20 protein-coding genes are annotated in these 23,298 nt (G+C 49.3%); 7 read left to right on the top strand and 13 right to left on the bottom strand.

The features are described from left to right. Nucleotides 1–3: 3 nt before the first annotated feature. On the bottom strand, nucleotides 4–642 hold the full coding sequence (locus N8M53_RS13865) for an OmpA family protein (RefSeq protein ID WP_269580451.1): 639 nt from the start codon (nucleotides 640–642) through the stop codon (nucleotides 4–6). Nucleotides 643–927: 285 nt separating this feature from the next. Between N8M53_RS13865 and yiaY the strand changes: the two genes are divergently transcribed. Further along, nucleotides 928–2,076, top strand: a complete 1,149-nt coding sequence (gene yiaY / locus N8M53_RS13860) for an L-threonine dehydrogenase (RefSeq protein ID WP_269580450.1) — start codon at nucleotides 928–930, stop codon at nucleotides 2,074–2,076. 98 nt (nucleotides 2,077–2,174) lie between these two features. On the opposite strand, the gene N8M53_RS13855 is transcribed toward yiaY, so the two are convergent. From N8M53_RS13855 to N8M53_RS13845, 3 genes are all read right to left on the bottom strand, one after another. After that, nucleotides 2,175–3,188 carry a 2-hydroxyacid dehydrogenase gene (locus N8M53_RS13855; protein WP_269580449.1) on the bottom strand — a complete coding sequence of 338 codons (1,014 nt, stop codon included), beginning with the start codon at nucleotides 3,186–3,188 and terminating at the stop codon, nucleotides 2,175–2,177. A gap of 149 nt (nucleotides 3,189–3,337) precedes the next feature. Beyond that, a complete protein-coding gene (locus tag N8M53_RS13850) occupies nucleotides 3,338–4,429 on the bottom strand; it encodes a rhomboid family intramembrane serine protease (protein WP_269580448.1) in 1,092 nt (363 codons plus the stop codon). A gap of 2 nt (nucleotides 4,430–4,431) precedes the next feature. Then, nucleotides 4,432–5,064, bottom strand: a complete 633-nt coding sequence (locus N8M53_RS13845; RefSeq protein WP_269580447.1) for a hypothetical protein — start codon at nucleotides 5,062–5,064, stop codon at nucleotides 4,432–4,434. Nucleotides 5,065–5,357: 293 nt separating this feature from the next. On the opposite strand from N8M53_RS13845, the gene N8M53_RS13840 reads away from it, so the two are divergent. The 4 genes from N8M53_RS13840 to glpD all read left to right on the top strand — a co-directional run bounded on the left by N8M53_RS13840 (nucleotide 5,358) and on the right by glpD (nucleotide 10,699). Next, nucleotides 5,358–6,050, top strand: a complete 693-nt coding sequence (locus N8M53_RS13840) for a riboflavin synthase subunit alpha (protein ID WP_269580446.1) — start codon at nucleotides 5,358–5,360, stop codon at nucleotides 6,048–6,050. 287 nt (nucleotides 6,051–6,337) lie between these two features. Then, the gene (locus tag N8M53_RS13835) at nucleotides 6,338–7,201 is read left to right on the top strand and encodes an MIP/aquaporin family protein (RefSeq protein ID WP_077578464.1); all 864 of its coding nucleotides are present in this window, start codon (nucleotides 6,338–6,340) and stop codon (nucleotides 7,199–7,201) included. Between the two features lie 129 nt (nucleotides 7,202–7,330). Then, nucleotides 7,331–8,854 (top strand): glycerol kinase GlpK, encoded by a 1,524-nt coding sequence (gene glpK / locus N8M53_RS13830; protein ID WP_269580445.1) that lies wholly within the window; start codon nucleotides 7,331–7,333, stop codon nucleotides 8,852–8,854. Between the two features lie 303 nt (nucleotides 8,855–9,157). Then, nucleotides 9,158–10,699, top strand: a complete 1,542-nt coding sequence (gene glpD / locus N8M53_RS13825) for a glycerol-3-phosphate dehydrogenase (RefSeq protein ID WP_269580444.1) — start codon at nucleotides 9,158–9,160, stop codon at nucleotides 10,697–10,699. A 101-nt stretch (nucleotides 10,700–10,800) separates the two neighbouring features. Here the strand turns inward: glpD and N8M53_RS13820 are convergent, their stop codons facing one another. The 3 genes from N8M53_RS13820 to N8M53_RS13810 form a co-directional block, all read right to left on the bottom strand. Next, entirely contained in the window at nucleotides 10,801–11,652 is an 852-nt protein-coding gene (locus N8M53_RS13820) for an EamA family transporter (protein ID WP_269580443.1), read from the bottom strand. Nucleotides 11,653–11,766: 114 nt separating this feature from the next. Then, nucleotides 11,767–12,048 carry a hypothetical protein gene (locus tag N8M53_RS13815; RefSeq protein WP_269580442.1) on the bottom strand — a complete coding sequence of 94 codons (282 nt, stop codon included), beginning with the start codon at nucleotides 12,046–12,048 and terminating at the stop codon, nucleotides 11,767–11,769. 68 nt (nucleotides 12,049–12,116) lie between these two features. Then, nucleotides 12,117–12,695: a BON domain-containing protein gene (locus N8M53_RS13810; RefSeq protein WP_269580441.1), complete on the bottom strand. Its 579-nt coding sequence runs from the start codon at nucleotides 12,693–12,695 to the stop codon at nucleotides 12,117–12,119. Nucleotides 12,696–12,925: 230 nt separating this feature from the next. Here N8M53_RS13810 and N8M53_RS13805 point away from each other — a divergent pair, with 230 nt between their 5' ends. Next, the gene (locus N8M53_RS13805) at nucleotides 12,926–14,326 is read left to right on the top strand and encodes a sigma-54 interaction domain-containing protein (RefSeq protein ID WP_269580440.1); all 1,401 of its coding nucleotides are present in this window, start codon (nucleotides 12,926–12,928) and stop codon (nucleotides 14,324–14,326) included. Here N8M53_RS13805 and N8M53_RS13800 read toward each other — a convergent pair. After that, a complete protein-coding gene (locus N8M53_RS13800) occupies nucleotides 14,305–15,957 on the bottom strand; it encodes a diacylglycerol kinase family protein (protein ID WP_269580439.1) in 1,653 nt (550 codons plus the stop codon). The two genes, N8M53_RS13805 and N8M53_RS13800, sit on opposite strands and share 22 nt — an antisense overlap. A gap of 128 nt (nucleotides 15,958–16,085) precedes the next feature. Beyond that, nucleotides 16,086–17,066, bottom strand: coding sequence for a rhodanese-related sulfurtransferase (locus tag N8M53_RS13795; protein ID WP_269580438.1), 981 nt, complete (start codon nucleotides 17,064–17,066; stop codon nucleotides 16,086–16,088). Between the two features lie 405 nt (nucleotides 17,067–17,471). Here N8M53_RS13795 and N8M53_RS13790 point away from each other — a divergent pair, with 405 nt between their 5' ends. Then, on the top strand, nucleotides 17,472–18,854 hold the full coding sequence (locus tag N8M53_RS13790) for an alanine/glycine:cation symporter family protein (protein ID WP_420066623.1): 1,383 nt from the start codon (nucleotides 17,472–17,474) through the stop codon (nucleotides 18,852–18,854). A 92-nt stretch (nucleotides 18,855–18,946) separates the two neighbouring features. Here the strand turns inward: N8M53_RS13790 and N8M53_RS13785 are convergent, their stop codons facing one another. The 4 genes from N8M53_RS13785 to N8M53_RS13770 form a co-directional block, all read right to left on the bottom strand. Then, on the bottom strand, nucleotides 18,947–19,942 hold the full coding sequence (locus N8M53_RS13785; protein WP_269580436.1) for a chemotaxis protein CheV: 996 nt from the start codon (nucleotides 19,940–19,942) through the stop codon (nucleotides 18,947–18,949). A gap of 226 nt (nucleotides 19,943–20,168) precedes the next feature. Next, a complete protein-coding gene (locus N8M53_RS13780; RefSeq protein ID WP_269580435.1) occupies nucleotides 20,169–21,425 on the bottom strand; it encodes an NAD(P)/FAD-dependent oxidoreductase in 1,257 nt (418 codons plus the stop codon). Then, entirely contained in the window at nucleotides 21,422–22,801 is a 1,380-nt protein-coding gene (locus tag N8M53_RS13775) for an NAD(P)/FAD-dependent oxidoreductase (protein ID WP_269580434.1), read from the bottom strand. Before N8M53_RS13775 ends, N8M53_RS13780 begins: the two co-directional genes overlap by 4 nt. Continuing rightward, the gene (locus tag N8M53_RS13770; RefSeq protein ID WP_269580433.1) at nucleotides 22,794–23,135 is read right to left on the bottom strand and encodes a (2Fe-2S)-binding protein; all 342 of its coding nucleotides are present in this window, start codon (nucleotides 23,133–23,135) and stop codon (nucleotides 22,794–22,796) included. The genes N8M53_RS13775 and N8M53_RS13770 overlap by 8 nt, the downstream gene beginning before the upstream one ends. Between the last annotated feature and the right edge of the window lie 163 nt (nucleotides 23,136–23,298).

Genomic DNA, 23,298 nt, shown 5'->3' with positions numbered 1-23,298 from the left:
ATATTACTGGGTATTAGGAACGACTTGGATCTCAACGCGGCGATTCAAGGCGCGGTTAGAGGCACTGTTGTTCGCGACCAGAGGACGGGTTTCGCCAAAACCAGACGTATAAAGGCGAGCGCTGTCAATCGATTGGCTGGCTAAGTAGCCCTTGACACTCATTGCTCGGCGCTCTGACAAGCGTTGGTTGTAAGAGGCGGCACCGGTGTTATCCGTGTGCCCTTCAATGCTTAAAAAGGTTTTATCGTACTTACGCATTACGTTAGCAACGGCATTGAGGGTTGGATAAAAGTCGGCGGCAATGGCGTCCTGGTCAAGCCCAAAGGTGATGTTTGAGGGCATAATCAGGCGAATATTATCCCCTTCACGGACCACCTGAATACCAGAGCCGGCTAACTCCTCACGGAAAGCTTGCTCTTGTTTATCCATGTAGTTGCCGACGGCAGCTCCCCCAATGGCACCAATCGCGGCCCCAATAAATGCGCGCTTATCTTTATGATTGGATGTTGACTTACCCGCGATAGCTCCAGTAATGGCTCCAATGGCTGCGCCTTTTTGGGTATTGGACATCGATTCACACCCCGTGAGTGCCAAAGATGCCGTCAATACTGCCACAGCGGTGAGTTTGTATTTTTTTCCCATTGTCTTCTCTCTGTTTAAGCGTTAGCTACCATAACCTATCGCACGTTAGACAGTGTTATTCAAGAAAGTGTCAAAAAAATGAATTGTTGCTGTCGTTTTAAACAATATTATGCGCGCCGATGACAGAACTCTCAATTTTGCCTTTTTATCTCTGCATCCAGCCAAGCGAATTGCGCTGGATCAAAATGTGACGAACAAATCACGTGTTACAAAAAGGCATCAAATCAAAGGGGGAGCATCGTTTTCGTGCCAACCCCATTATCCCTACAAAAGGAGCCAACGATCATGTCGAGCACGTTCTTTATCCCAGCCGTTAACTTGATGGGGGCTGGGTGCCTTGCAGAAGCGGCAGACGCGATTCAGTCACATGGATTCAAAAAAGCGCTGATCGTAACAGATAAGGTGCTGAATCAAATTGGCGTGGTAAAACAAATTGCGGGCCTGCTTGATAGCCGCCAGGTCGATTGCGTGGTCTATGATGGCACGCAGCCGAACCCGACTACCGAAAACGTGGCGCAAGGGCTGGCACTGTTACATGAGAACCAGTGTGATTGTGTAATTTCACTCGGTGGTGGTTCACCACACGATTGTGCAAAAGGGATCGCCCTTGTGGCGACTAATGGCGGGAAAATTGGTGATTATGAAGGGGTGGATCAATCTGCTAAACCCCAGTTGCCATTAATCGCCATCAATACCACCGCCGGAACCGCATCGGAAATAACGCGTTTTTGCATTATCACCGATGAGGCACGCCACATTAAAATGGCGATCGTGGATAAGCACACCACACCTATCATTTCGGTTAATGATCCTGAGTTAATGTTGGCTAAGCCTGCGTCATTAACTGCGGCCACAGGTATGGATGCGCTCACTCACGCGATTGAAGCCTATGTGTCTACCGCCGCGACACCGATTACTGATGCGGTGGCGTTAAAAGCGATGACGTTAATTCAAGAGCATCTGCGCACCGCTGTCGCTGATGGACAAAACATCGAAGCGCGCGAGCAAATGGCGTATGCCCAGTTCATGGCGGGCATGGCATTTAACAATGCATCCTTAGGCTATGTCCACGCAATGGCTCACCAGCTCGGGGGCTTTTATGACTTGCCGCATGGCGTATGCAATGCCGTACTGTTGCCTCATGTTCAGCGCTACAACGCGCAGGTTTGTGCTGAGCGTTTGCGTGATGTCGCCACCGCGATGGGAGTAGACACCGAGAATATGACTGCCGATGAGGGCGCGAAAGCCGCCATCCAAGCGATTCAGTCGCTTTCAACGGATGTGGGGATTCCGGCTGGCTTGAACGAATTAGGCGCCAAGCAAGAAGATATTGATGTGCTGACCGAAAATGCGCTGAAAGATGCGTGCGGTTTCACTAACCCGAAACAAGCAACACACGACGAAATCGCCAAGATTTTCATGGAAGCCATGTAACGCGCATCAAAGCGCGTCGTCCCATCACAAAGCAGGCCTGAATCATCAGGCCTGCTTTCGTAATTAGAGAGTAGGGTTAATCAGCGCCCCAGTTGCGATTAATCGCTACGATCTTCCACTTCGCTAATTTGGTTTTGGCTGGTTTGTCCGCTCAGAACGGTTTGAACGTTGGCTAACGTCGTCTCGGCGATATTGTGCAGTGCCTCTTTGGTCAAGAACGCTTGGTGGCCGGTGATCAGCACGTTGTGACAGGCTGACAGGCGCCGGAATACATCATCGACAATCACATCATTCGACTTATCTTGGAAAAACAGTTCACGCTCATTATCGTAAACATCGAGCCCCAACGATCCGATGCGCCCCTGTTTAAGTGCCTCAATGGCGGCAACCGAGTCGAGTAGTTCCCCCCGACTAGTATTAATCACCATCACCCCATCCTGCATCTGCGCAAAGGCGTCAGCGCTGAGCAAGTGATAGTTATCTTGAGACATCGGACAATGCAGGGAAATAATATCGCTTTGGGCATACAGTGTTTCTTTCGAGACATACTCAGCACCAAGCGCAATGGCTTCGGGGTTTTCATAGGGGTCGTGGCAGAGAATACGCATGCCTAGCCCATTAAGAATGCGCATGGTTGCAATCCCAATTTTGCCCGTGCCGATGATCCCAGCTGTCTTACCATGGAAATTAAACCCAACTAAACCCTCCAGCTCAAAATTAGCGTCTCGGGTGCGTTGGTATGCTTTATGAAAACGGCGGTTGAGGCACATCATCATGCCAACCGTATGCTCGGCGACCGACTCAGGCGAGTAAGCGGGGACACGGACCACGGTGATGCCCAGTGATTTTGCTGCATCTAGATCGACGCGATCGTACCCCGCGCAACGCAACGCGACTAAATAAACCCCTGAATCAGCGAGAATGTCTAAAACGGGCCGAGAAAGGTCGTCGTTAACGAAAGCACAAATGGCTTGTGCACCTTGCGCCATCTTGGCGGTTTTTTCAGTGAGTAAGAAATCATGGAATTCAAACGTATAATTAAACGCAGCATTCACATGGGAGAAGGCAGCCTTGTCATAAGATTTGGCGCCAAATACGGCAATGGTCGTCATTAACTAGCCTCCGAAGCTGTCGAGGAGGAAATGTGATGTGTATCAATAACGTGATTTTAAGCAAAAATAAACCCCCAAATAGCATGGAAATGGGGGCTGAAGAGAAATGCATCGCGACCTAAACCGACGCGATGCTTACAGCATGTCATTTAGGTGCGTTTAATTTGTGCAAATTCGCTATTTATCAATCGTACCAGAGGGTTTGCTTTCCATACTTTTTCTTTAGTGGCTAGGCCAATCCCCAGGCCAATTACAAAACCGCCGATGTGTGCTGCGTAGTCGACACCCATCGCACCGGAAAGTGCTCCCACGAGATTAAAACCAAGCCAAATAGCAAAGAACCAAGCGGCGGAGAGCTTGCGCTGATAAAAAAAGAACATGAATGTCAAACTAGCATTGCGGAACCAAACAAGATAGATACCAAATAACCCCGCTATAGCACCACTAGCTCCCAGAGCTGGGATAGTACTGCCTATATGAGCAACCATGCTGATCAGTGACGCGCCTAAACCGCAGAGCAAGTAAAGCATGAGATACTTTTTATGGCCGAGTACATCTTCTATGTTGTCTCCGACAACAAAAAGAAAGTACATATTACCAGCGAGATGCATTGGACCACCGTGAAGAAATGTCGCAGTCAGCAAAGTATAGAGCTTTTCCCCATGGCTCACCTCGTTTGCAACCATTGCATAGTTATCAAGGACATAATGCATACTACTGTCATTCGCTGCATAGGTTAGAAAAATAAGAATGTTAATAGCGATTAATGACCAGTTTACCCATGGCTTGCTTTGAGGTTTGATGTTGTACTCAACGGGCATAGCAGTGAGCATCTGAAATAAGTATGTTTTCCAGCTGATTTTTTGGTTTAGATGATCGAGCGTTTCTTTTAGTACAGGACTTTTCTCTACCGCTTCTAGCTCTTCTTTGTCGATCCAGCTACCGTTACATTGTCGGCATACATCAATCTCAACATGAAAGTTTTCGAGTAAGTGGTGGCGTGTCATATGTTCGTCACATTCTGGGCAAGCGAGTTCCGTGTCTGCGATCCAATCGCCAAAACGCTCGCTGAAACATTCACCTACCGGCCCATCATTGACTTCTTCAATTAGACGATTGACTTCCATGTTCTCAAACCAGAGACCTCCGCATCCACGACATACGTCAATCGTTTCACCCTGATACTCGGTCGCAAGTAACTCTTGGTTTTGACATTTTGGGCAACTATTATGCTTGGTCATGATTATGTTTCCTTAAGTGAACCGATTTCTACACCTTTCTCACTGAGTTCCTTTTTCAATTGCTCAGCACTGTGTTTTAAATCGGGTAATGTTTGTTCTCGAAGCTTTTTCACCAGCTTTTTTAGCTGCTTACCTGCATAGTTGGCACCTAAGGCTCGTTGTTCGGCTCTATCCATTAAATTATCGGAGTGTGAATAAAATCGGCGAGCCTGAGTGATTAACGAACTGGGTGTTTCTAACGTTGTTGGGTTGTATTTCATCGTTTCCCAAACATAACGATCAAGAGGAGGGCGAAAATTTTTAATTTCTTGTAATGGACGACTACGAATTAGAAACTCATCAGCATAGGCCTCAATCGCATCGGCATTGTCGGCAAGTTCAGCATGAAGGGATTGTCGCAAATAATAGTTATCCTCCATTTTACTATATGCATCAAATGTTAAGGCTTGCTCCAAGCCGCTTTGGGCGGCCAAATAGACACCCACTATAGTTGATATGATCATAAATAGTTGGCTGAGCCAAAAGCCTGTGTTTTTTAACTCTTGATTATCCAGTTTCTTTACTAGAGGTGTCTTCTCTATTTGGGAATTAGATGCACTTTCCTGAGACTGATCCGATGATCGATCGTTGGCCATGTTCATTATCCTTCGGGCATTAATATCTAGTGACAGACAGAAAATTATCCGCGCTATGATATGAGTGTTAACACCGAATTTGTAGGTACAATTAGACAGAATTTGAGGCTGAGTCGAAAAATACAATAAATAGATCTACGCTTTCGCCTCCAGACACGGACAAAAAGCGCGTGACAAAATTGGGATAAAGTCATTATCTCGTGATCATATGGCTCAGTCTTGTGTGCCAATGCCAATTGCATGGTGCGCTGTGCGACTCTATGATACCCAAGCCAATAATAGAGGAAATGCCCATGTTTACCGGAATTATTCAAGCGGTGGCAAGTATTGAAGCTTGCCGCGATCACCAAGGCATTCGAACATTTGATATTCGTTTCCCTGATGGCTTTTGTGAAGGGTTAGAGGTGGGTGCCAGTGTCGCCATAGATGGTGTGTGCCTGACAGTGACGGAGCAACTTGATTCCACGCTAGTCCGTTTTGATGTGATGGTACAAAGCCTCGCGATTACGACGCTAAACAGCATCAAAGCTGGGGATACGGTGAACGCTGAACGTGCTGCGAAAGATGGCGCTGAAATTGGCGGGCATCCGTTATCGGGACACGTCGATTGCCGTGCAACCTTATCCGATGTGCTCGTACAGGAAGAAAACTATCGTTTGCGCTTTTCGGTACAGCCTGAATGGATGCGTTATGTTTTTTCCAAAGGTTATATTGCCATCAATGGTGCGAGCTTGACCATCGCAGAGGTGAACAAAGACCAAGGCTGGTTTGATGTTTGGCTTATTCCTGAAACACGTCGAATGACAACGTTCGAGCGAAAGGTGGAAGGGGACCTCGTGAATATCGAAATCGAGCGCCAGACGCAAGTGATGGTTGACACGGTGCGCGAGACGCTCAATGAGCAATTGGGTCCTTTACTTCCCGTACTCGAATCACTTGCGAAAGAGCAGGGGATTGACCTAGATACGATCGGCATATCTAAGTAACTGTCAGTTAACAAATAACAAACAACCTCTCAAGGCGGTCAATACCGCACCAGGCGGGGCGAACGACGTGCCGCCTGCCTTCCAAGCTGCCCAAGCGCCACTTGCTCACTTTGTGCGCGAACTTGCTCAAATGATGATGTGGTTAACAAAAATGTCAGTATTGAGACATAAAATTATGCTCGAACGCTCATTTTTGTTGTGAGTTTGTTTTCGAGATGCTGTGATTATGCAAAATGATAGTGTGGTTTTGAACGTGTAACCCTACTAACAGTGACAAGGATAATCATATGAAAAAGGCATCGTCGACTCTATTAGGAGAGTGCGTGTCCGAGTTTATCGGCACGGGCTTACTCATTTTTTTTGGTGTGGGCTGCGTCGCCGCTTTAGTGCTCACCGGTGCTGACTTTGGTCAGTGGGAAATCAGTATTGTATGGGGCTTTGGTGTCGCCATCGCCATTTACTGTACCGCAGGGGTGTCCGGTGCGCACATTAATCCAGCCGTTACCATTGCCCTCGCAGCTTTCCATGGCTTTGATAAGAGTAAAGTTGTTCCTTACATCATTTCACAAATGCTTGGCGCGTTTGCCTCGGCTGCGCTCGTTTATAGCCTTTATAGCAACCTTTTTGTCGAGTTTGAGCTGGCAAACAACATGGTGCGTAGTAGCCCTGAGGCCTTATCGACGGCGGGGATCTTCTCTACCTATGCGCATCCTGCCTTGTCGTTTACTGGCGCCATGGCGGTAGAGTTTGTGATCACAGCGGTATTGATGTTCGGTATTCTCGCGCTGGGTGACGAAAACAATGGTGCGGCACGTGGCCCAATGAACCCACTGCTAATCGGTATTCTTATCGCGGTTATCGGTGGTTCGCTAGGTCCATTGACCGGGTTTGCGATGAACCCAGCGCGTGACTTTGGTCCGAAGCTTTTCGCTTACCTAGCTGGATGGGACTATGCCCTGACGGGCGCGCGTGACATCCCATACTTCATTGTGCCTATCGTTGCCCCTATTTTGGGTGCTTGCTTCGGTGGGTGGTTGTACCCGAAAGCGATTGCCCCGTATCTACCCCAGGCAGGGCATGGTTGTACTATTCCCAACCAGTGTGACGATGATGAACTGGCTGAAACGGAGACGAGAGAGGTTAACGCATAACCTAGCGCTGTGTGCAGCGGCGCTCAGCATCAAATAAAACAATGCGCGACATTGAGCAGTGTGCAATGACATATGGCGCGAAATGTCGCGATACAGACTAAAATAAGAGAGATAGAAGGAAACCCTATTATGTCAGCGAACAAGTATATTGTTGCTCTCGACCAAGGCACCACCAGTTCACGTGCAGTGGTTATGGATCACGATGCCAATATCGTCGGTGTATCTCAGCGCGAGTTTACGCAAATTTATCCGCAAGCGGGTTGGGTCGAGCACGATCCAATGGAAATTTATGCTACCCAAAGCTCAACGCTGGTGGAAGTGCTAGGCAAAACCGGCATTCGTAGCGATGAGATTGCTGGGATCGGGATTACCAACCAACGTGAAACCACGGTTGTGTGGAACAAAGAAACCGGTAAACCGGTTTACAATGCCATTGTGTGGCAATGCCGTCGTACTGCAGACATCTGTCATGACTTGCGTGAGCGCGGGTTAGCGTCTTACGTGCGTGATAATACAGGGTTAGTCCTTGACCCTTACTTCTCTGGCACCAAGGTCAAATGGATTTTGGACAACGTAGAAGGTGCGCGCGAAGACGCAGAAGCCGGTAAACTGCTATTCGGTACTGTTGATACCTGGCTGGTATGGAAGATGACTCAGGGACGTGTGCATGTGACTGATTATACTAATGCATCGCGCACCATGCTGTTTAATATCAATGATATGTGCTGGGATCAAAAAATGCTTGATGAGCTTGGGATCCCTGCTTCAATGCTCCCTGAAGTGCGTCGCTCCTCCGAAGTCTATGGACAAACAAACATCGGTGGTAAAGGCGGTACACGTATCCCTATTGCTGGGATCGCGGGTGACCAACAGGCAGCCCTATTCGGACAAATGTGTGTGGAAGCCGGCCAAGCGAAAAATACCTATGGGACGGGGTGTTTCTTGCTGATGAACACAGGGCAAGAAAAAGTCACCTCTAGCCATGGCTTGTTGACTACCATTGGTTGTGGCCCGCAGGGCGAACCGTCCTATGCGCTTGAGGGTGCGGTCTTTATGGGTGGTGCCTCGATTCAATGGCTTCGTGATGAGCTAAAAGTGTTGGAAGATGCCCATGATTCTGAATACTTTGCCACCAAAGTTGATACATCGAATGGCGTGTATGTTGTCCCGGCGTTTACCGGTTTAGGGGCCCCCTATTGGGATGCCTACGCTCGCGGTACCATTGTGGGGCTGACCCGTGGTGTGAACTCTAACCATATCATTCGCGCAACCTTAGAGAGCATTGCCTATCAAACGCGTGATGTATTGGATGCCATGCAGGCGGATTCAGGTATTAAGCTTGAAGCGTTACGTGTTGATGGCGGCGCCGTTGCGAATAATTTCTTGATGCAGTTCCAAGCCGATGTGCTCGACACCGACGTGCATCGTCCGGAAGTGACAGAAGTCACCGCGTTAGGCGCGGCGTACCTTGCGGGTATGGCGGTCGGTTTCTGGGATGGCTTGGATGAGCTAAAAGATAAAGCCAAACTGAACCGAAGCTTTGAACCACTTCGAGACGAAGAAAAACGCAATCGTCGCTATCGTGGTTGGAAACGTGCGGTCAAATGCGCCCAAGCTTGGGCTGAGCTTCATAATGAAGAAGAAGACGGGTAAGCCTGATCCCGCTCTTTTTAGTAAAAGGCGCGTTTTCGCGCCTTTTTTATATTAACCTTTTCGTCGATCGATAGACCGTATCCCTCTCTTAAACTACGATTTTTCTCCGCCCCTAAAGCACTAGCTACCTTTTTGACGGCTTTTTAGTTCACACGAACGCCTTTTTCTTAACACTTCTTCTACACTTGTCACAGTCAATAATAATTTTTCGAACATAAGTGGTGACCGAAAACGAAAGTTGATATACAGTTATACTTATCAATTAATGTTCGTTCGCTCATATTTGAACAAGGTCGGCTAACAATGACTACGCATAATTCTCATCAAGACGCACTTCTCGATATCCTCGTGGTTGGGGGCGGGATTAATGGTGCCGGTATCGCTGCGGATGCGGCGGGTCGTGGACTCAATGTGGGTCTGTACGATGCCAAAGATTTTGCATCGGCAACTTCATCCGCGAGCTCGAAGCTTATTCATGGTGGACTGCGCTACCTCGAGCATTATGAGTTCCGTTTGGTTTCGGAAGCACTGGCCGAACGTGAGGTACTGATCAACAAGGCCCCCCATATTGCCTTTCCAATGCGTTTCCGCTTGCCTCATCGCTCGTACCTTCGCCCAGCCTGGATGATCCGATGTGGACTCTTTTTATATGATCACCTAGGTAAACGGTCGACGCTACCAAGCAGTCACAAGGTCGATTTGCGCAAAACCGGTTATATGAACAAAGACATGAAAGTCGGGTTTGAGTATTCAGATGCATGGGTTGATGATGCGCGTTTAACCTTACTCAATGCGCAATATACGCGTGAAAAAGGGGGAGAGGTGCGCAATTACTGCCAAGTGGTCGCGGCAGAGCGTGAAAACAGGATTTGGCGAGTGACTCTAGAGGACGCACACACTGGTGAGCGTTTTGAGCGCAAAGCCAAGGCATTGGTGAACGCGACTGGCCCTTGGGTGAAGCAATTCTACGATGACAGTCTCCACGAAAAATCGCCTCGTGGGATCAAAATGATTAAAGGCTCTCACATTGTCGTGCCGCGTATTCATCAAGACCCACAAGCGTATATTTTGCAAAATAACGACGGTCGCATCGTATTTGTTATTCCGTACTTGGATAAGTTCTCACTCATTGGCACCACGGACGTCGAGCACAAAGCCGATCCGCGTGAAGCGAAAATCGATGATGCTGAGATTGATTATCTTGTCGATGTGGTTAATCAGCACTTTACGCATCAAATCCAGCCTAGCGATGTGATTTGGAGTTATAGCGGTGTACGACCATTATGTGATGATGAGTCAGACTCGCCGCAGGCGATGACACGTGACTACACCATAGAATTGGAACAACAAGGCAATCAGGCGCCCTTGGTTTCTATCTTTGGGGGTAAGCTCACCACGTACCGCAAATTAGCGGAATCTGCGATGCGCAAACTCGAGCCATTTTTTGACAAAATGGGTCAGCCTTGGACGGCGAATGGTGCGCTACCAGGTGGAGACTTCAGTTGCACTCGTGAAGAATTAGCCCTGTCGATTAAGCAGCGCTATCCATGGTTGAGCCCCGAGACGGCGCAGCGATTTGTCGATACTTACGGCACACGTACGCATCAGCTGTTGAGAGGTTGCCAGAGTGAGGCGGATATGGGCCATCAATTTGCTGTGGGTGTCTACCAAGTAGAAATTAACTATTTGGTACAACATGAGTTTGTTCAGCACGCGGAAGATGCATTATGGCGTCGCACCAAATTAGGCTTGTATCTGACTGAGGAACAGGCTGATGCGATTAGCCAATACATCGAGCAGCAGCGAGTTAAAGTACACGCACTGCCATTAAGTGAGGCGAGCTAACACTCGGTAAAGTGAGCCTGTGTCGTTAACACGATGCGATGACGAAAAAGAGCGCCGACCATCGGCGCTCTTTTCTATTGGTGGGTGTTAGTGCTTTTTCGTCAATGCCTTTTAGCCGATAACGTACTGCCTAGTGAAGCGCTGATCACCATGCCAATGGCGAGCCATTGACGCAGGGCCAGTTGTTCATCGAGAACGAGGAGCCCAGCCATGGCCGCGACAGCAGGCTCTAAACTCATCATCACACTGAAGGTTTGTTTGGGCATGTTGCGTAACGCAATCATTTCCAGAGAATAGGGAATAGCACTTGAGATGAGTGCGACGGCGATTCCCAAGGGTATCAATTGCCATTGAAAAATAGCACCTTCAGTCGCAATATAGCCCGCTGGTACGAGATAGAGGGCAGCAACGCTCATTCCTAAAGCAACCGTCCCGCCGCCTGGCGCTAAATTCCCTGCCTTTTGTCCAAATAGAATATAGCCAGCCCAACAGCCACCCGCTGCTAGCGCGTAAGCAACCCCTCGCGGGTCGAGGGCATCCACACCTGATAGATCCGGGAGCAATGTGATCACACCGCCTACGGCGAGCACGATCCATAGACTGTCTCTAGCGCGGCGGATAGAGAGCAGAGCGACTAATAAAGGGCCTGTAAACTCTAATGCGACGGCAATACCAAGAGGAATGGTTTCGATCGAGAGGTAAAGCAACATCATCATGCCGCCCAGGCAGCTACCGTAAACAGCGATGGCGCGCCAGTGTCGCGCGCGTGGCCACTGACGCCATGGGCGAAATACAAGCCATAAAATAAGCGCTGAAAAGCCAACGCGTAGGGCAGTGGTTCCGATGGGGCCTACAAGAGGGAACAATTGCTTAGCAAAGGATGCGCCAAACTGGATGGCGCACATGGCACCGAAGACACTCAATATCGCAACAAAAAGTGCACGAGCCTGCATAATCCCTCCTTTTAGTAAAATAGAGCTATTACCTTAACATAGAGACAAAAAAAAGCCGCTCCGATGAGAGCGGCAAAGATTTTGGAGCGAATTGTCTCAATCCTTGTGTGTTAGCTAGAATTTTTGTTTGGCTGAGTCGTACGCTTCTTTGAGGGACGTTAGCGCTTGTTCAGCCCCTTGTTTAATGTCGTCCCACGCATCGTCACTGGCATGTTGCAGCTCATTGATGCGTGTTTTCGCTTGCTCTTTTCTTGCGCGTAGATGCTCAATTGACTCGCGATACTCTGCCTTTGCATTCGTCGAAGCGACATTCGCTTTTTCTTCAAGTTTATCGATTTCTTGATTCCAGTCGTGCAAGCGACTATGTAGCTTATCTATCATCTCTTGGCGTTGCATAATACCTCCGCTAAAAAGAGTTTAAGTATGCGCACAGGCGATTCATCAGCGGCGACGCGCCGTAACGTTTAGGCGTTACCTTGAACGTCGAGCTCGTCAATGACTCGCTCAACATCCTGAGCGTTCTCAGCCATTAACACAGCAAGATCGCGCGCTGCGTCACTTTTCACTTCGCCTGATAAGGTTGCGACGCCATCGTCAACAGAGACATCAATATTGGTTCCACTGATATCTGGATTCAGCAACAAGCTTGTTTTAAGTGCCGCGCTGACTTTGGTGTCAACCACGGCTTGGCCTAGGTCGGCTGACTGGCTCGCAGGTTGCGACACAGTGAGCTCGTTTTCTACCTTACTCACGCCATCAATCTGACGAACTAAACCACTGGCCAAACTTTTATCAAGCTCGGTGTCGACTTTCCCAGTTAAAATGACCACGCCTTGCTCTACATCTGTGTTGATATCAAAATTATTGAGGTTAGTGTTCACCATCAGCATCGACTCGGCTTTCCCATCAATCCACGCGTCTTTGGCTTCATCTTGCCACTGATTGTTACCACTATCTGCCACGGCAGATGAAGTACTCAGTGCCAATGCTAACCCTAATGATACAAATAAAGGATGAAATCGACCTTGCGGAGTCGTCTTCATGTAACCCTCCTTTTCAATGAGTGTGAGCAACGTTGTGGCGCTGCTACTCTCACTAATTGCGAAACCTGTGCCAAGTTTTAAAGTATATGAATATCAATAACTTAATGGATTTTTAGTAGCTTGGTGTTTTTGTTTTAAGGTAATTATTGCCTGATAGGTAGTAATTATTACTTAATTGCTGACGTTAGATATGGCAGTGTAGAGCAACAAAACTGCTTGGAAGGAATGCTATGTATACATCTTGTGTGTTCGCTTATCTACCTCAGTCGTCAGATGTTGCTTTGCGTGAGATGCTAAAGGTGGCGGCTACGGTGCGCTCTACAAACTTGGTGTGGTTTGATACATCGGCTGCACTGCTAGAAGCATGTCAGACTGATGCTCCTGACTGGGTCCTATTAGATGTTGACACCAAGGATGGTGATATTGATGAGCTGCTCGCCATCATGACGGGCTCTACTCACATGCAATGGGTGCTATTGACTGATGGCGCGCCATTTCCCGCTTGGAATCTCCACGCCCAAGACATGGCAGCGACGGTGTTTCGTCGTCCTGTTGATAAGCAGGTCTTTCAGCATCTCGTTATTGATCGGATTCACAGTGCGAATAGCGGACACTCACAGGGTAAACCCGTTGTTACTAGCCAGGCGGATCAATACGGTTATTTATTGGGCTCATCAGGCCCGATGCTGGCATTGTACCGCCAACTTCAACGGCTAGGTCCAACGAAAGCGAATGTGTTTATCGTCGGTGAGAGTGGAGTGGGCAAGGAGCATGTCGCTAAAACACTCCATTGTTTGGGGCGATCGACGGGAGCCGGTGGGGTGGGGATACGAAGCAAAGGAGGGGATGCCCCTTTTATGGCGGTCAACTGCGGGGCGCTGAGCCCAGAGCTAATTGAAAGTGAGTTATTTGGTCATGTCAAAGGGGCGTTTACTGGCGCGCACCAGGATCACCAAGGGATTTTTTATCAAGCCGAAGGGGGAACGGTCTTTCTCGATGAAATTACGGAAATGCCCCAGTCGCTGCAAGTGAAATTACTGAGGGTGCTGGAGTCAGGAGAGTACCGCCCGGTTGGCTCGACACGCAATCAAAAAGCCAATGTTCGATTGTTGGCGGCGACGAACCGAGATGCTCTAGATGCGATCCAACAGGGTAAGCTGCGTGAGGATATTTACTATCGCTTGGCACAGTTTGTGGTGACGGTTCCGCCACTAAGAGCGAGAGGGGATGATATTCATGCTCTGACTACACATTTCCTCGCTGAATTGAATCTTAATCATCAAGCCGAAGTGAGTATGAGTGATAACGCGCTCGAGTGCGTCCAGCGCTACCATTGGCCAGGGAATGTACGTGAGCTCAAACATGCTATTGAGCATGGTTTTTTATTGAGCGATGGGCGTATTGACGTTTCGGATCTACCCGCTAGCGTGATGGCTGATGATCCGTCGACAGCAGTTGAGACGCTTGCGTTGCCAGAGGGGATCAGTCTTGATGAACTCGAAAAAGCAGCGATTTTACAAACACTCGCACGCTATCAAGGAAACCGTCAGCGTACGGCTAAGGCGCTTGGGATCAGCCCTAAAACCTTATACAACAAACTCCAGCAATATCATGCGTTATCGTCTGATTGAGCCGTATCAGGCAGAGGAGGAGACAGGATCGCGAGTGATTGAGGCTGCGCGTCAATCGTCAGTTTTCGGTCGCGATAAAGCTCGCCGTCAATGACATAGTCAATGACGGATGTGGCACGTATCGAGACGCGTGTCACTTGTTGATAGTGAGTAAAGCGGCCTAACCGTGTTTCAAACAGGCTCGAGAGTGCTAATTCCATCAGGGATAATGCGGTATCTGTTTTGGTGGTGCTTGCGGTGAGCCAAGTGACATCGAGTTTGCCGTCGGCGTAATTTGGCTGGCCTTGCCCTTGTGCCAATAAGGTTGTCATTGGCGCGGCATTGGCGACCACCATACTGGTGGTGCGGATCAATTGAGGCGCTTGCTGGTCGAATTGAACGGTCAAATCGATGGCTTGATTTTGACTGGCGGCTCCAAATAAACCCTGCAAATACGCCCACTGGCCTAATTGATTTTTTTGCTCTCGAGCGGCATGGCGAATCATTTGTTGTTCAAAGCCGACGCCCACGACTAGCAACGCCACTTTTCCGTTACAGCGTGCGGTGTCGATAGTTCGAGGTGCCCCATCTAAAATCACATCGCAAGCTGCATCAATATTTAAAAATTTAGTTTTTATCCCCCACAGCGCATGGCACAAGGCATTTGCGGTGCCAAGCGGCAATACGCCTAAAGGGATTGCGGTGTTAATCAGTGCTCTCGCAACGGCGTTTACTGTGCCATCTCCACCGGCAGCGATCACCACATCAGCCTGTTGTGAAACAGCGCGGCAAGCGAGTTGATAACTGCGACGATTATGGCGTGTCTGATGGACGACTAACCGATACCCGTCACCTAAATAAGCCTGAATATAGTCGCGGTGCTTACGCCATTTCTTTCCACCTGCGGCAGGATTAGCAATGATCCAAGCAATGGGACGCGCCAACCGCAACGCACCGCTTTGCTGAAAACGCACCAAAGCGCGGCGCTGGCGTCGGTTCAAGTGTGCTTTAGGGCGTATTGTTTTGATTGCGTCCAGTACCTCATCAAGCGTTTGTTGAGGGGAAAGCGCCCAAAGGTAGGCGGCCACCACCATCACGGACCGCCCGCGTCCTAGTGCACAATGTACCACGACGTTGTGCCTGGCTTGTCGCTGCTGATGCAGCCACTGCAATGCGCGCATCAGTTGGCTACGCGAGGGGTAGGCGTGATCCAGAACCGGCACAGATAGATAGGCAACAGTCTGTGATTGGGTGAAGCGGTCGACGCTTTCGAACTCAGCGGTGACATCTAATATTCCATCAATACCTTGTGCTTGTAGATCGGGTATGTCTTGATGGGTCAGGCGGGCACCGACATAGAGCCCAGGAGCAACTTGCTGGACGGGCGGTGTGATATCACGTTTCCTCGCCCAACGATTATACAGGTGGGTAAAGGCAAAAAATGGCGCAAACACCCACTGACTGATGCGAGGCAACTGCCCAGATTGGCGTTTGCGAAAAAGGCGAGGCTGGTTGCGCCAATAAGCGATGCTGACGGTGAAAAACGCTGCCGCGCACCATGCGAAAAGCAAGGTAAGAAGGAAGTGGGGCATCCACCAGCTGACCGTAAATAAACACGCGGCGACCAAGCTATAAAAGGGACCAATCAACACGCTTATTCACTCCTTGCTATCCGGCAGAAACGGCATCGTTAAACAATCCAGTTGTTACTATACGTTAGCCCGACCCAATCTCATAAAATCATAAAAAACGGCACGTCTGGCGTGCCGTTTTTGTTCGATTATTTATCTTGGTTTTGACGTTGGCGCCGGAATTTTTTCATTGCGCGACGTTGTTCAATGATCTTTCTCGCTTCACCGCCGACGTGTTGTTCACCGCGTTCTCGTGCAAGACGGACTTGGTACTCTCGCTCTCGAAACGCCGCCTTTTGGGCGTCGGTATGTTTGTCGATGCATTTGGGGCAGGAGACACCTTGCTCATAGTGTTCGCTTTCCATGTCCGCTTGCGTGATGGGCAGGCGACAGGCATTACACATTGCGTAAGACCCTCGCTCCAAATCGTGATTAACGGCAACACGGCTGTCGAAAACATAACACTCACCGTTCCACAAGCTTTCACTCTCAGGCACTTCTTCGAGGTACTTAAGGATCCCGCCTTCTAGGTGATACACCTCATCAAAGCCTTTTTCTTTCAAGAAAGCGGTCGATTTTTCACAGCGGATCCCGCCAGTACAAAACATGGCGACTTTTTTGTGCTTGCTAGGGTCAAGCTGTTGTTCGACATAGTCTGGAAATTCACGGAAGCTGTCTGTTTGTGGATTAACGGCTCGCTCAAAGGTGCCGATCTCGATTTCGTAATCATTACGCGTATCGATCACTAACACATCTGGATCGCTGATTAATTGGTTCCATTCGGTTGGTTTGACATAAGTGCCCACGCTTTGGCGCGGATCGATGCCTTCAACCCCCATGGTCACAATTTCTTTTTTGAGTTTTACCTTGGTGCGACTAAATGGCTGGCTGTCTTCGAATGACTCTTTATAGTCAATATCCGCTAGGCGTGGGTCTTTTCTAAACCACGTAAACAGCGCATCCATATTTTCTCTTGTCGCTGCCACTGTGCCATTTATGCCTTCCTGGGCGAGAAGGAGCGTGCCGCCTATTTGGTTGGCTTCCATTACTTCAAGCAATGGTGCTTGCAAAGACTGATAGTCGTCGAGTGTGACAAATTTATATAAGGCACAAATGACATATTTAGACATGTTGTTTCCTCTTGCTGGCTGGAGCGTAAATCCAGTGCATGGGTGGTGTATGTATGTGTGAGCGCGGAGTATAGCGAATGCCACTGACGCAAAACACCGGCTAAAAGTAAGGTTAAATGTTGCGCTCTCTGATAATGACGAAGGCGACGCACTCTACTTTGTGCTCAAATCAAATTGTATTGATAGTTATTCATAGTCGTCTGGTTTTTATGAGATCAACATCACGTATAAACGGTGTTTTTATCGCCTGAAAGCGAATTTGGACTTAGTTTGAATGCGTTTTTAGTCACGTCAGAATGGTTTTATTGCTTTATGGTCTAATTATTTTGTTAGTTGGCGTGCATCGGCTAGACGGTGGTCTAGCAAGCAAAATAATTAGCCAGGCATCAAGAAAGGATGCAAAACATGATTGAAGAATGGATTAACGCGTTTGTCGGGTTTATCTGGGGTAAACCGATGCTGGTCTTATTGGTTGGTGGTGGGGTTTTCTTTACCCTGTATGGCAAACTAAGGCCGTTTCGGTATATGGCGCACAGCATCAAGCTGTTAACCGGCAAAGTGGATGATGGCAGTGGTCATGGTGACTTATCTCATCGCAAAGCCTTAGCGGCAGCACTGTCTGGTACGCTAGGTCTTGGCAATATCGCAGGCGTCGCGCTGGCGCTGAGTGCTGGTGGGCCGGGGGCAGTGTTTTGGATGTGGCTCACCGCGTTATTGGGGGTATCGACCAAGTTCTACACCTGCACACTGGGGGTTATGTATCGTCATAAAGATGCGAACGGCAATGTGCACGGCGGACCAATGTATACGGTGCGGCATGGTTTAGGGCCTAAATTTAAATGGTTGGCGGTGATGTTTGCCATTGCCGGTCTGATGGGGTTTGTGCCATCTTTCCAAATTAACCAGCTTGGTGCCGTGGTGCAAACCCAACTGTTTCCGGGGGTCGCTTGGCTAGAGAGCAGCGCGTTCTCGTGGGTAATGGGCATTGTGCTGGCGGTCTTCGTCGGTATGGTGATTTGGGGAGGTTTGAAGCGCGTGGCCGATGTTGCCGGTGCGCTGGTGCCGTTGATGGCGGGCAGCTATATGGTGATGGCGATCGCTGCCTTGGCGCTCAATGCCGAGCGCGTGCCTGGCGTCTTTCAGTCCATTTTCGCCAGCGCGCTTTCACCGGATGCGATGTTTGGTGGCCTAATCAGTGTGATTATTGTGGGTGTGAGTCGTGGCGCTTTCTCTAATGAGGCCGGGATTGGCACCGAGGTAATGGCCCACAGTGCGGCAAAAACCAATGAGCCAGTCCGAGAAGGATTGGTCGCTAGCCTGGGTCCTATTATTGATACCATCATTGTCTGTAGTTGCACTGCGTTGGTGATCTTAGTGACTGGTGTGCTTGATCAAGCCGAGGGCATGCAAGGTGTTAGCCTGACCATGGCAGCCTTTAAAGCGGCCTTTGGCGCGCCAGGGGCGTGGCTATTGGCGGCACAGGTGTTAGTGTTGTCGTTCACCACGGTATTCACATTCTGGTATTACGGCTATAAATGCTTTGTGTATTTATTTGGCGAGCAGGCGGGTCAGTATTATAAGTACCTGTACTTATCGCTTGTGGTGCTGGGGGCGGTATTATCGCTGGATGTGGTGTTCTTATTCCTCATTGGGGCGTATGGGCTGATGGCGGTGCCCACCATGGTCTCAGCGTTGCTGCTGGCGCCTAAGGTAAACCAAGCCGCTAAAACGTATTTTGCCAGTCACCGTTATCGTGAAAGTCATCGCTCACAGGTGACCGATAGTTAATGGCTTGACGACTTACCACGTGTCACGCTAAAACCAACAAAGGCTGCCAATGTGCAGCCTTTTTTGTTGATCTTTTCGATTATTATCGTGCGCTATTCGTCAAGCGGTGCGCCGAACACATAGGTATCAGCTAGGCTAACCATGCGACCGATTTCGGGTTTGGTGATGGTATCATTGGCCCCCAATTGTAAGGCCTTAGCGCGGTTATCCTCGCTCATGATCGATGAGAACATGATAATCGGCATCGTTTTATAAGTATCCATCTCTCTGAGGCGTTTTATTAAGTGCATACCGTCCATACGTGGCATCTCTACGTCTGACACAATCGCATCCACAAACTCATTAATCGACACGCCTTCTTCTTTGGAAATGCGTTCAAATTCGGTGAGTTTGTCAAAGGCCTCGCCACCATCTTTGGCCGATATAATATTAAAGCCGGCTGAGCGTAGCGTGTTTTCAATCAGGCTACGGATGAAGGCGGAATCGTCTACCACTAAGATAGTTTTTGCTTCGCGTTTTTTAGCGCTGGACTCGGAAATGTTGACGTTTCTGTCCTGAGTGACATCGTACTTTTCCATGCTCAACTCAGGGTTGATATCGGCAATGATTTTCTCAAAGTCCAGAATCATAATCAGGTTATTGTCTTTGCGGACAACAGCGACCACACAATCTTGTTCGCCTGCCTCTAGGAATTGACTCGGTGACTCAACGGCTTCCCAGGAAATACGATGGATACGACTAATGCTGTCAATCAAAAAACCATTGGTCATGTTGTTAAAGTCGGTGACAATCACAAACTTATTATCTTTTTCTGGGCGCGTCGGGACGCCTAACCAGCCTGCGAGATCAATCAGTGGCGTTAGCTTGTCGCGTGATGAAAACACCCCAATCATGTGCGCCTGGGCGTTTGGATAGTCAGTGGTTTCGGGCACTTGGATAACTTCGCGAACTTTGGCAACGTTGATACCGTAGTAGCAGGTTTTGGTACTGCCGTCAGGAAGTTGCTTGATTAGGTGAAACTCAATGATCTCTAGCTCATTCGTACCACTTTCCGTCAATATTTCGTTCTTTGTTGGCTCGTCGTTCATGCCTACCACATTTCCTTTCGATATCAGCGAATAAAGCTGGCGTTAAACTGAGTTTGTTCCAGTATAAGCCTGAGATCAATAAAGCGACAATATTTGCTCAACAACCAAGCTGCTTTCTGTGGGCTATGGCGCTAAATTCAGCGCGAAAACCATCGCTAAGTTACAGCTTAATAACAAAAAAAGCCCGCACACAGCAGGCTTTGGGAAGTGAATGCGGATCTTTTAGCTAGGGTAAGGCGACATCGAGGTGGTAGTTGCCGATCATCTTTCCTTGGCCATCCAAAAAGCGCGTGTAGGAGAAGGGTTCAAGATCAATGGTGGTTGGCAGACCACGTACCACTTCATTCATTACCTTTCCGGTGATGGCAGAGGTCAACATACCGGTACGGAAATGCCCACAGGCATTGAGATAACCGTCAATGCCCGGCACCGCACCAAGGATTGGCAATTCATCCGGTGAGCCTGGACGCAAGCCCGCCCAGCAGCGCTTGATATTCATCTTTTTCAGCTCGGGGATAGACTTCATGGCGCCTTGTGCCAGCTGTTTGATGTACTTCATGTCTGTGGTGGTATCAAACCCACGCTCTTCGGTGGTTGAGCCAATCAAGACTTCGCCGTTATCTTTTTGGGCGATGTAACAATCACTGGTGGTTAAACAGCCATTTAAAAGCTTGGGTAGCTTCTCGGAGACGATCACTTGGCCTTTGACTGGGAAGACAGGCATGGGCATACCAGTTGCCCACAAGCTGAGTTTTTCCGCCCACGCGCCACCAGCGTTGATCATGGTGCCACAACCTAGCTTACCGTTTTCTGTTTCCACCGCGACAACCCGGTTACCTTGTCTCACCACGCCCGTGACTTTGGTATTGAGATATAGCTCGACACCGTTCTGCCGTGCTGCTTCCAAATAGGCCTCGTTGAGGCGATAGGGGTTGATTTGGTGATCCCCCTCAAACTCCATCGCACCAATTGCCGCGCGTGACACGTTAGGCTCTTGTGCGTGAAGTGTTTCCTGAGACACCCAACGAACATGCTCTTGGCGATCAGGAATGGCGGCCGCAATATGTTCGGCATAGAGTTTGTCGTATTTATCAAACATGACAAACTTCAGACCGGTACGCTCAAACTTAAAGTCCACACCGTGATGCGTCATCAGGTCATCATACAATGCCGGATAGAGCTGGTTAGACAGCATCGCCATATCGAAGAACGGCTTGGGCATAATGTGCGGTTTGATCTCTGGTGATCCCCCTTCGCCGCTTTCCTGCATCTGCTTAGAAAGGGTTTTAAACAAGATAACGCCACAGCCAAGGCCGGTTGACTCGCCCATCGCCCATAGGCCACCGGCTGACGCACGCGAGGCATTTCCAGGGTATTTATAGTCCACAACGGCGATGGATAAGTCGCGCTCGCGGCTTAAATGGTAAGCCACCGATGCGCCGATCACGCCGCCGCCACAAATTACGATGTCGTACCGTTTCATGCGTCATCCTCCAACGCAGCAAAAGGAATAGGGTCGAGTGGGAATCGAGGGCGAATCAAAGGCTGAGGCGACGTCGTGCTCTCATTGAGTCGGTCGTAGCAATAGTGCGCACAAGTTTTTCCTTGGCAGTCACCCATGGTAACGCGGGTACGCATTTTCAACGTAATCACATCCTTGACGCCTTGATTGATGGCGTTATCAATGTCAGCCTTTTTCACTTGTTCGCAGCGACAGATCACTGTGTCTTTTTCCGGCAAACTGAGCAGGCCTGGGCGACGGTAGCCTGCCGTATCAAAGCCTTTACGGAAACGGTAGCTCTTTTCGAGCTGATGACGCAGAGCCTTAAACTCATTGTCAAGATTAGGCATTGAAATATTGCGTGCCTTCAGTGCGGAGTAAGACGCAATCTTGCCTTCCAACATGGCGGCTTCTGCGCCGGCAAATTTCACGGTATCACCGGCGCAGTAAACGTTGTCGAGACTGGCTCGTTGCCACTCGTCCACCACGGGGATCGCCCCGCTCATGTGATCGTACTGCATATCTAGTCCCATTAGTTGTGCGAGCTGAGAGCGTGCTGCAAAGCCGTAACCCACACCAAGTACATCGGCATTTATGGTTTCGGCACGGCTAACATCTGGGTGCCAATCTGTACTGTAGGGGGCTACCGTGACGTGCTCGACTTGGGTGTCACCCGAGGCTTTGACCACGCCCCAACCGTAATGTATCGGGATATGGTGGCGTTTGAGATACATCATCATCGAGAGACCATCTAGCGCGAGCTGTGGACGGTTGAGGAGGGCGAGCGTTTCACGTGCCAAGTCTTTGAATGGTGCCGCTTCATAGATACCCGCGATATCACAACCGGCTTTGTGAAGCTGACAAGCAACCAAGACGAGCAAAGGACCCGTGCCGGTGATCACGCAGCGGTGACCGGGACGCACCAAGCCGCTTTTTATTTGAAGTTGGATACCGCCGAGAAGCATCACTCCAGGCATATCCCAGCCGGGAAAGGGAATGCTGCGCTCTTGGCAACCGGTGGCGAGGATCAATTGCTCATAGTCAATGGTTGATAGCGTATCTTCATGGGCAGTAAGGAGGTGTTGGTCCGCCATTGGCCCCAGTACCCGCGTCAAACTACGTAGGTCAATCAAATCCTGATGCTGGCGATATTGTTCGCGCAGGGATTGTGAGGTGGCCTTCCATTTATCATCCAAATGAGGCAGCGCGTCAGTCTCTCGCCATGGACCACGGTAGACGACGCCACCGGGTTTGGGCGCTTCATCAACAATAATACTCGCGACCTTGTGCTTGGCCAGTGTGACCGCGGCAGACAGGCCAGCTGGTCCAGCGCCAACAATAACAACAGGTTTAGACATAGGTTTCTCCTTGCTCGACGTTACTGCTTTCAAGCTCCTTGCTCTCAACCACAATGTTGGCTTCAGTGCGGACATCCATATCGGGTTGAACGGCGACCTGACACGCACGTTGTTTATGGCGGCCGTTGATTTCCAGCGTGCAGCAATGGCATACGCCCATGCCGCAATAGGCACTGGCTAATCGGCCATAATCATTTTTAGATAGTGCACGGATATTGCTTGCGAGCAAGGTGCTTAGCACGCTTTCTCCAGCGATGGCAGGAACCGTCTCGCCATTGACACGGATCGAGAAAGTTTCGCCAACTGCATCGGTAATGTCTTGATTTCGTTTCATCGTTTTAATTATCTCTTTCGTCTATTGTCGGAACCGTGGTGACGCCCTCTCACCTTGTTTAATTGAGTGGACTTTGTGTCTTGTTTGTTAGGCGATGCGTATACTAAACTTGCTTTGTGAATATGCCGTTACTTTTTGTTTCGTATTTGTTACTCCTCACAAA

The organism is Salinivibrio kushneri (genome assembly GCF_027286325.1).
Classification (GTDB): Bacteria; Pseudomonadota; Gammaproteobacteria; order Enterobacterales; family Vibrionaceae; genus Salinivibrio; species Salinivibrio kushneri_A.
This window is presented reverse-complemented; position numbering and strand designations above follow the sequence as displayed.

Excerpts from the sequence above, each read along its gene's own strand:
- N8M53_RS13865 (WP_269580451.1), bottom strand. The coding sequence starts at position 642 with ATGGGAAAAAAATACAAACTCACCGCTGTGGCAGTATTGACGGCATCT.
- yiaY (WP_269580450.1), top strand. The coding sequence starts at position 928 with ATGTCGAGCACGTTCTTTATCCCAGCCGTTAACTTGATGGGGGCTGGG.
- N8M53_RS13855 (WP_269580449.1), bottom strand. The coding sequence starts at position 3,188 with ATGACGACCATTGCCGTATTTGGCGCCAAATCTTATGACAAGGCTGCC.
- N8M53_RS13850 (WP_269580448.1), bottom strand. The coding sequence starts at position 4,429 with ATGACCAAGCATAATAGTTGCCCAAAATGTCAAAACCAAGAGTTACTT.
- N8M53_RS13845 (WP_269580447.1), bottom strand. The coding sequence starts at position 5,064 with ATGGCCAACGATCGATCATCGGATCAGTCTCAGGAAAGTGCATCTAAT.
- N8M53_RS13840 (WP_269580446.1), top strand. The coding sequence starts at position 5,358 with ATGTTTACCGGAATTATTCAAGCGGTGGCAAGTATTGAAGCTTGCCGC.
- N8M53_RS13835 (WP_077578464.1), top strand. The coding sequence starts at position 6,338 with ATGAAAAAGGCATCGTCGACTCTATTAGGAGAGTGCGTGTCCGAGTTT.
- glpK (WP_269580445.1), top strand. The coding sequence starts at position 7,331 with ATGTCAGCGAACAAGTATATTGTTGCTCTCGACCAAGGCACCACCAGT.
- glpD (WP_269580444.1), top strand. The coding sequence starts at position 9,158 with ATGACTACGCATAATTCTCATCAAGACGCACTTCTCGATATCCTCGTG.
- N8M53_RS13820 (WP_269580443.1), bottom strand. The coding sequence starts at position 11,652 with ATGCAGGCTCGTGCACTTTTTGTTGCGATATTGAGTGTCTTCGGTGCC.
- N8M53_RS13815 (WP_269580442.1), bottom strand. The coding sequence starts at position 12,048 with ATGCAACGCCAAGAGATGATAGATAAGCTACATAGTCGCTTGCACGAC.
- N8M53_RS13810 (WP_269580441.1), bottom strand. The coding sequence starts at position 12,695 with ATGAAGACGACTCCGCAAGGTCGATTTCATCCTTTATTTGTATCATTA.
- N8M53_RS13805 (WP_269580440.1), top strand. The coding sequence starts at position 12,926 with ATGTATACATCTTGTGTGTTCGCTTATCTACCTCAGTCGTCAGATGTT.
- N8M53_RS13795 (WP_269580438.1), bottom strand. The coding sequence starts at position 17,066 with ATGTCTAAATATGTCATTTGTGCCTTATATAAATTTGTCACACTCGAC.
- N8M53_RS13790 (WP_420066623.1), top strand. The coding sequence starts at position 17,472 with ATGATTGAAGAATGGATTAACGCGTTTGTCGGGTTTATCTGGGGTAAA.
- N8M53_RS13785 (WP_269580436.1), bottom strand. The coding sequence starts at position 19,942 with ATGAACGACGAGCCAACAAAGAACGAAATATTGACGGAAAGTGGTACG.
- N8M53_RS13780 (WP_269580435.1), bottom strand. The coding sequence starts at position 21,425 with ATGAAACGGTACGACATCGTAATTTGTGGCGGCGGCGTGATCGGCGCA.
- N8M53_RS13775 (WP_269580434.1), bottom strand. The coding sequence starts at position 22,801 with ATGTCTAAACCTGTTGTTATTGTTGGCGCTGGACCAGCTGGCCTGTCT.
- N8M53_RS13770 (WP_269580433.1), bottom strand. The coding sequence starts at position 23,135 with ATGAAACGAAATCAAGACATTACCGATGCAGTTGGCGAAACTTTCTCG.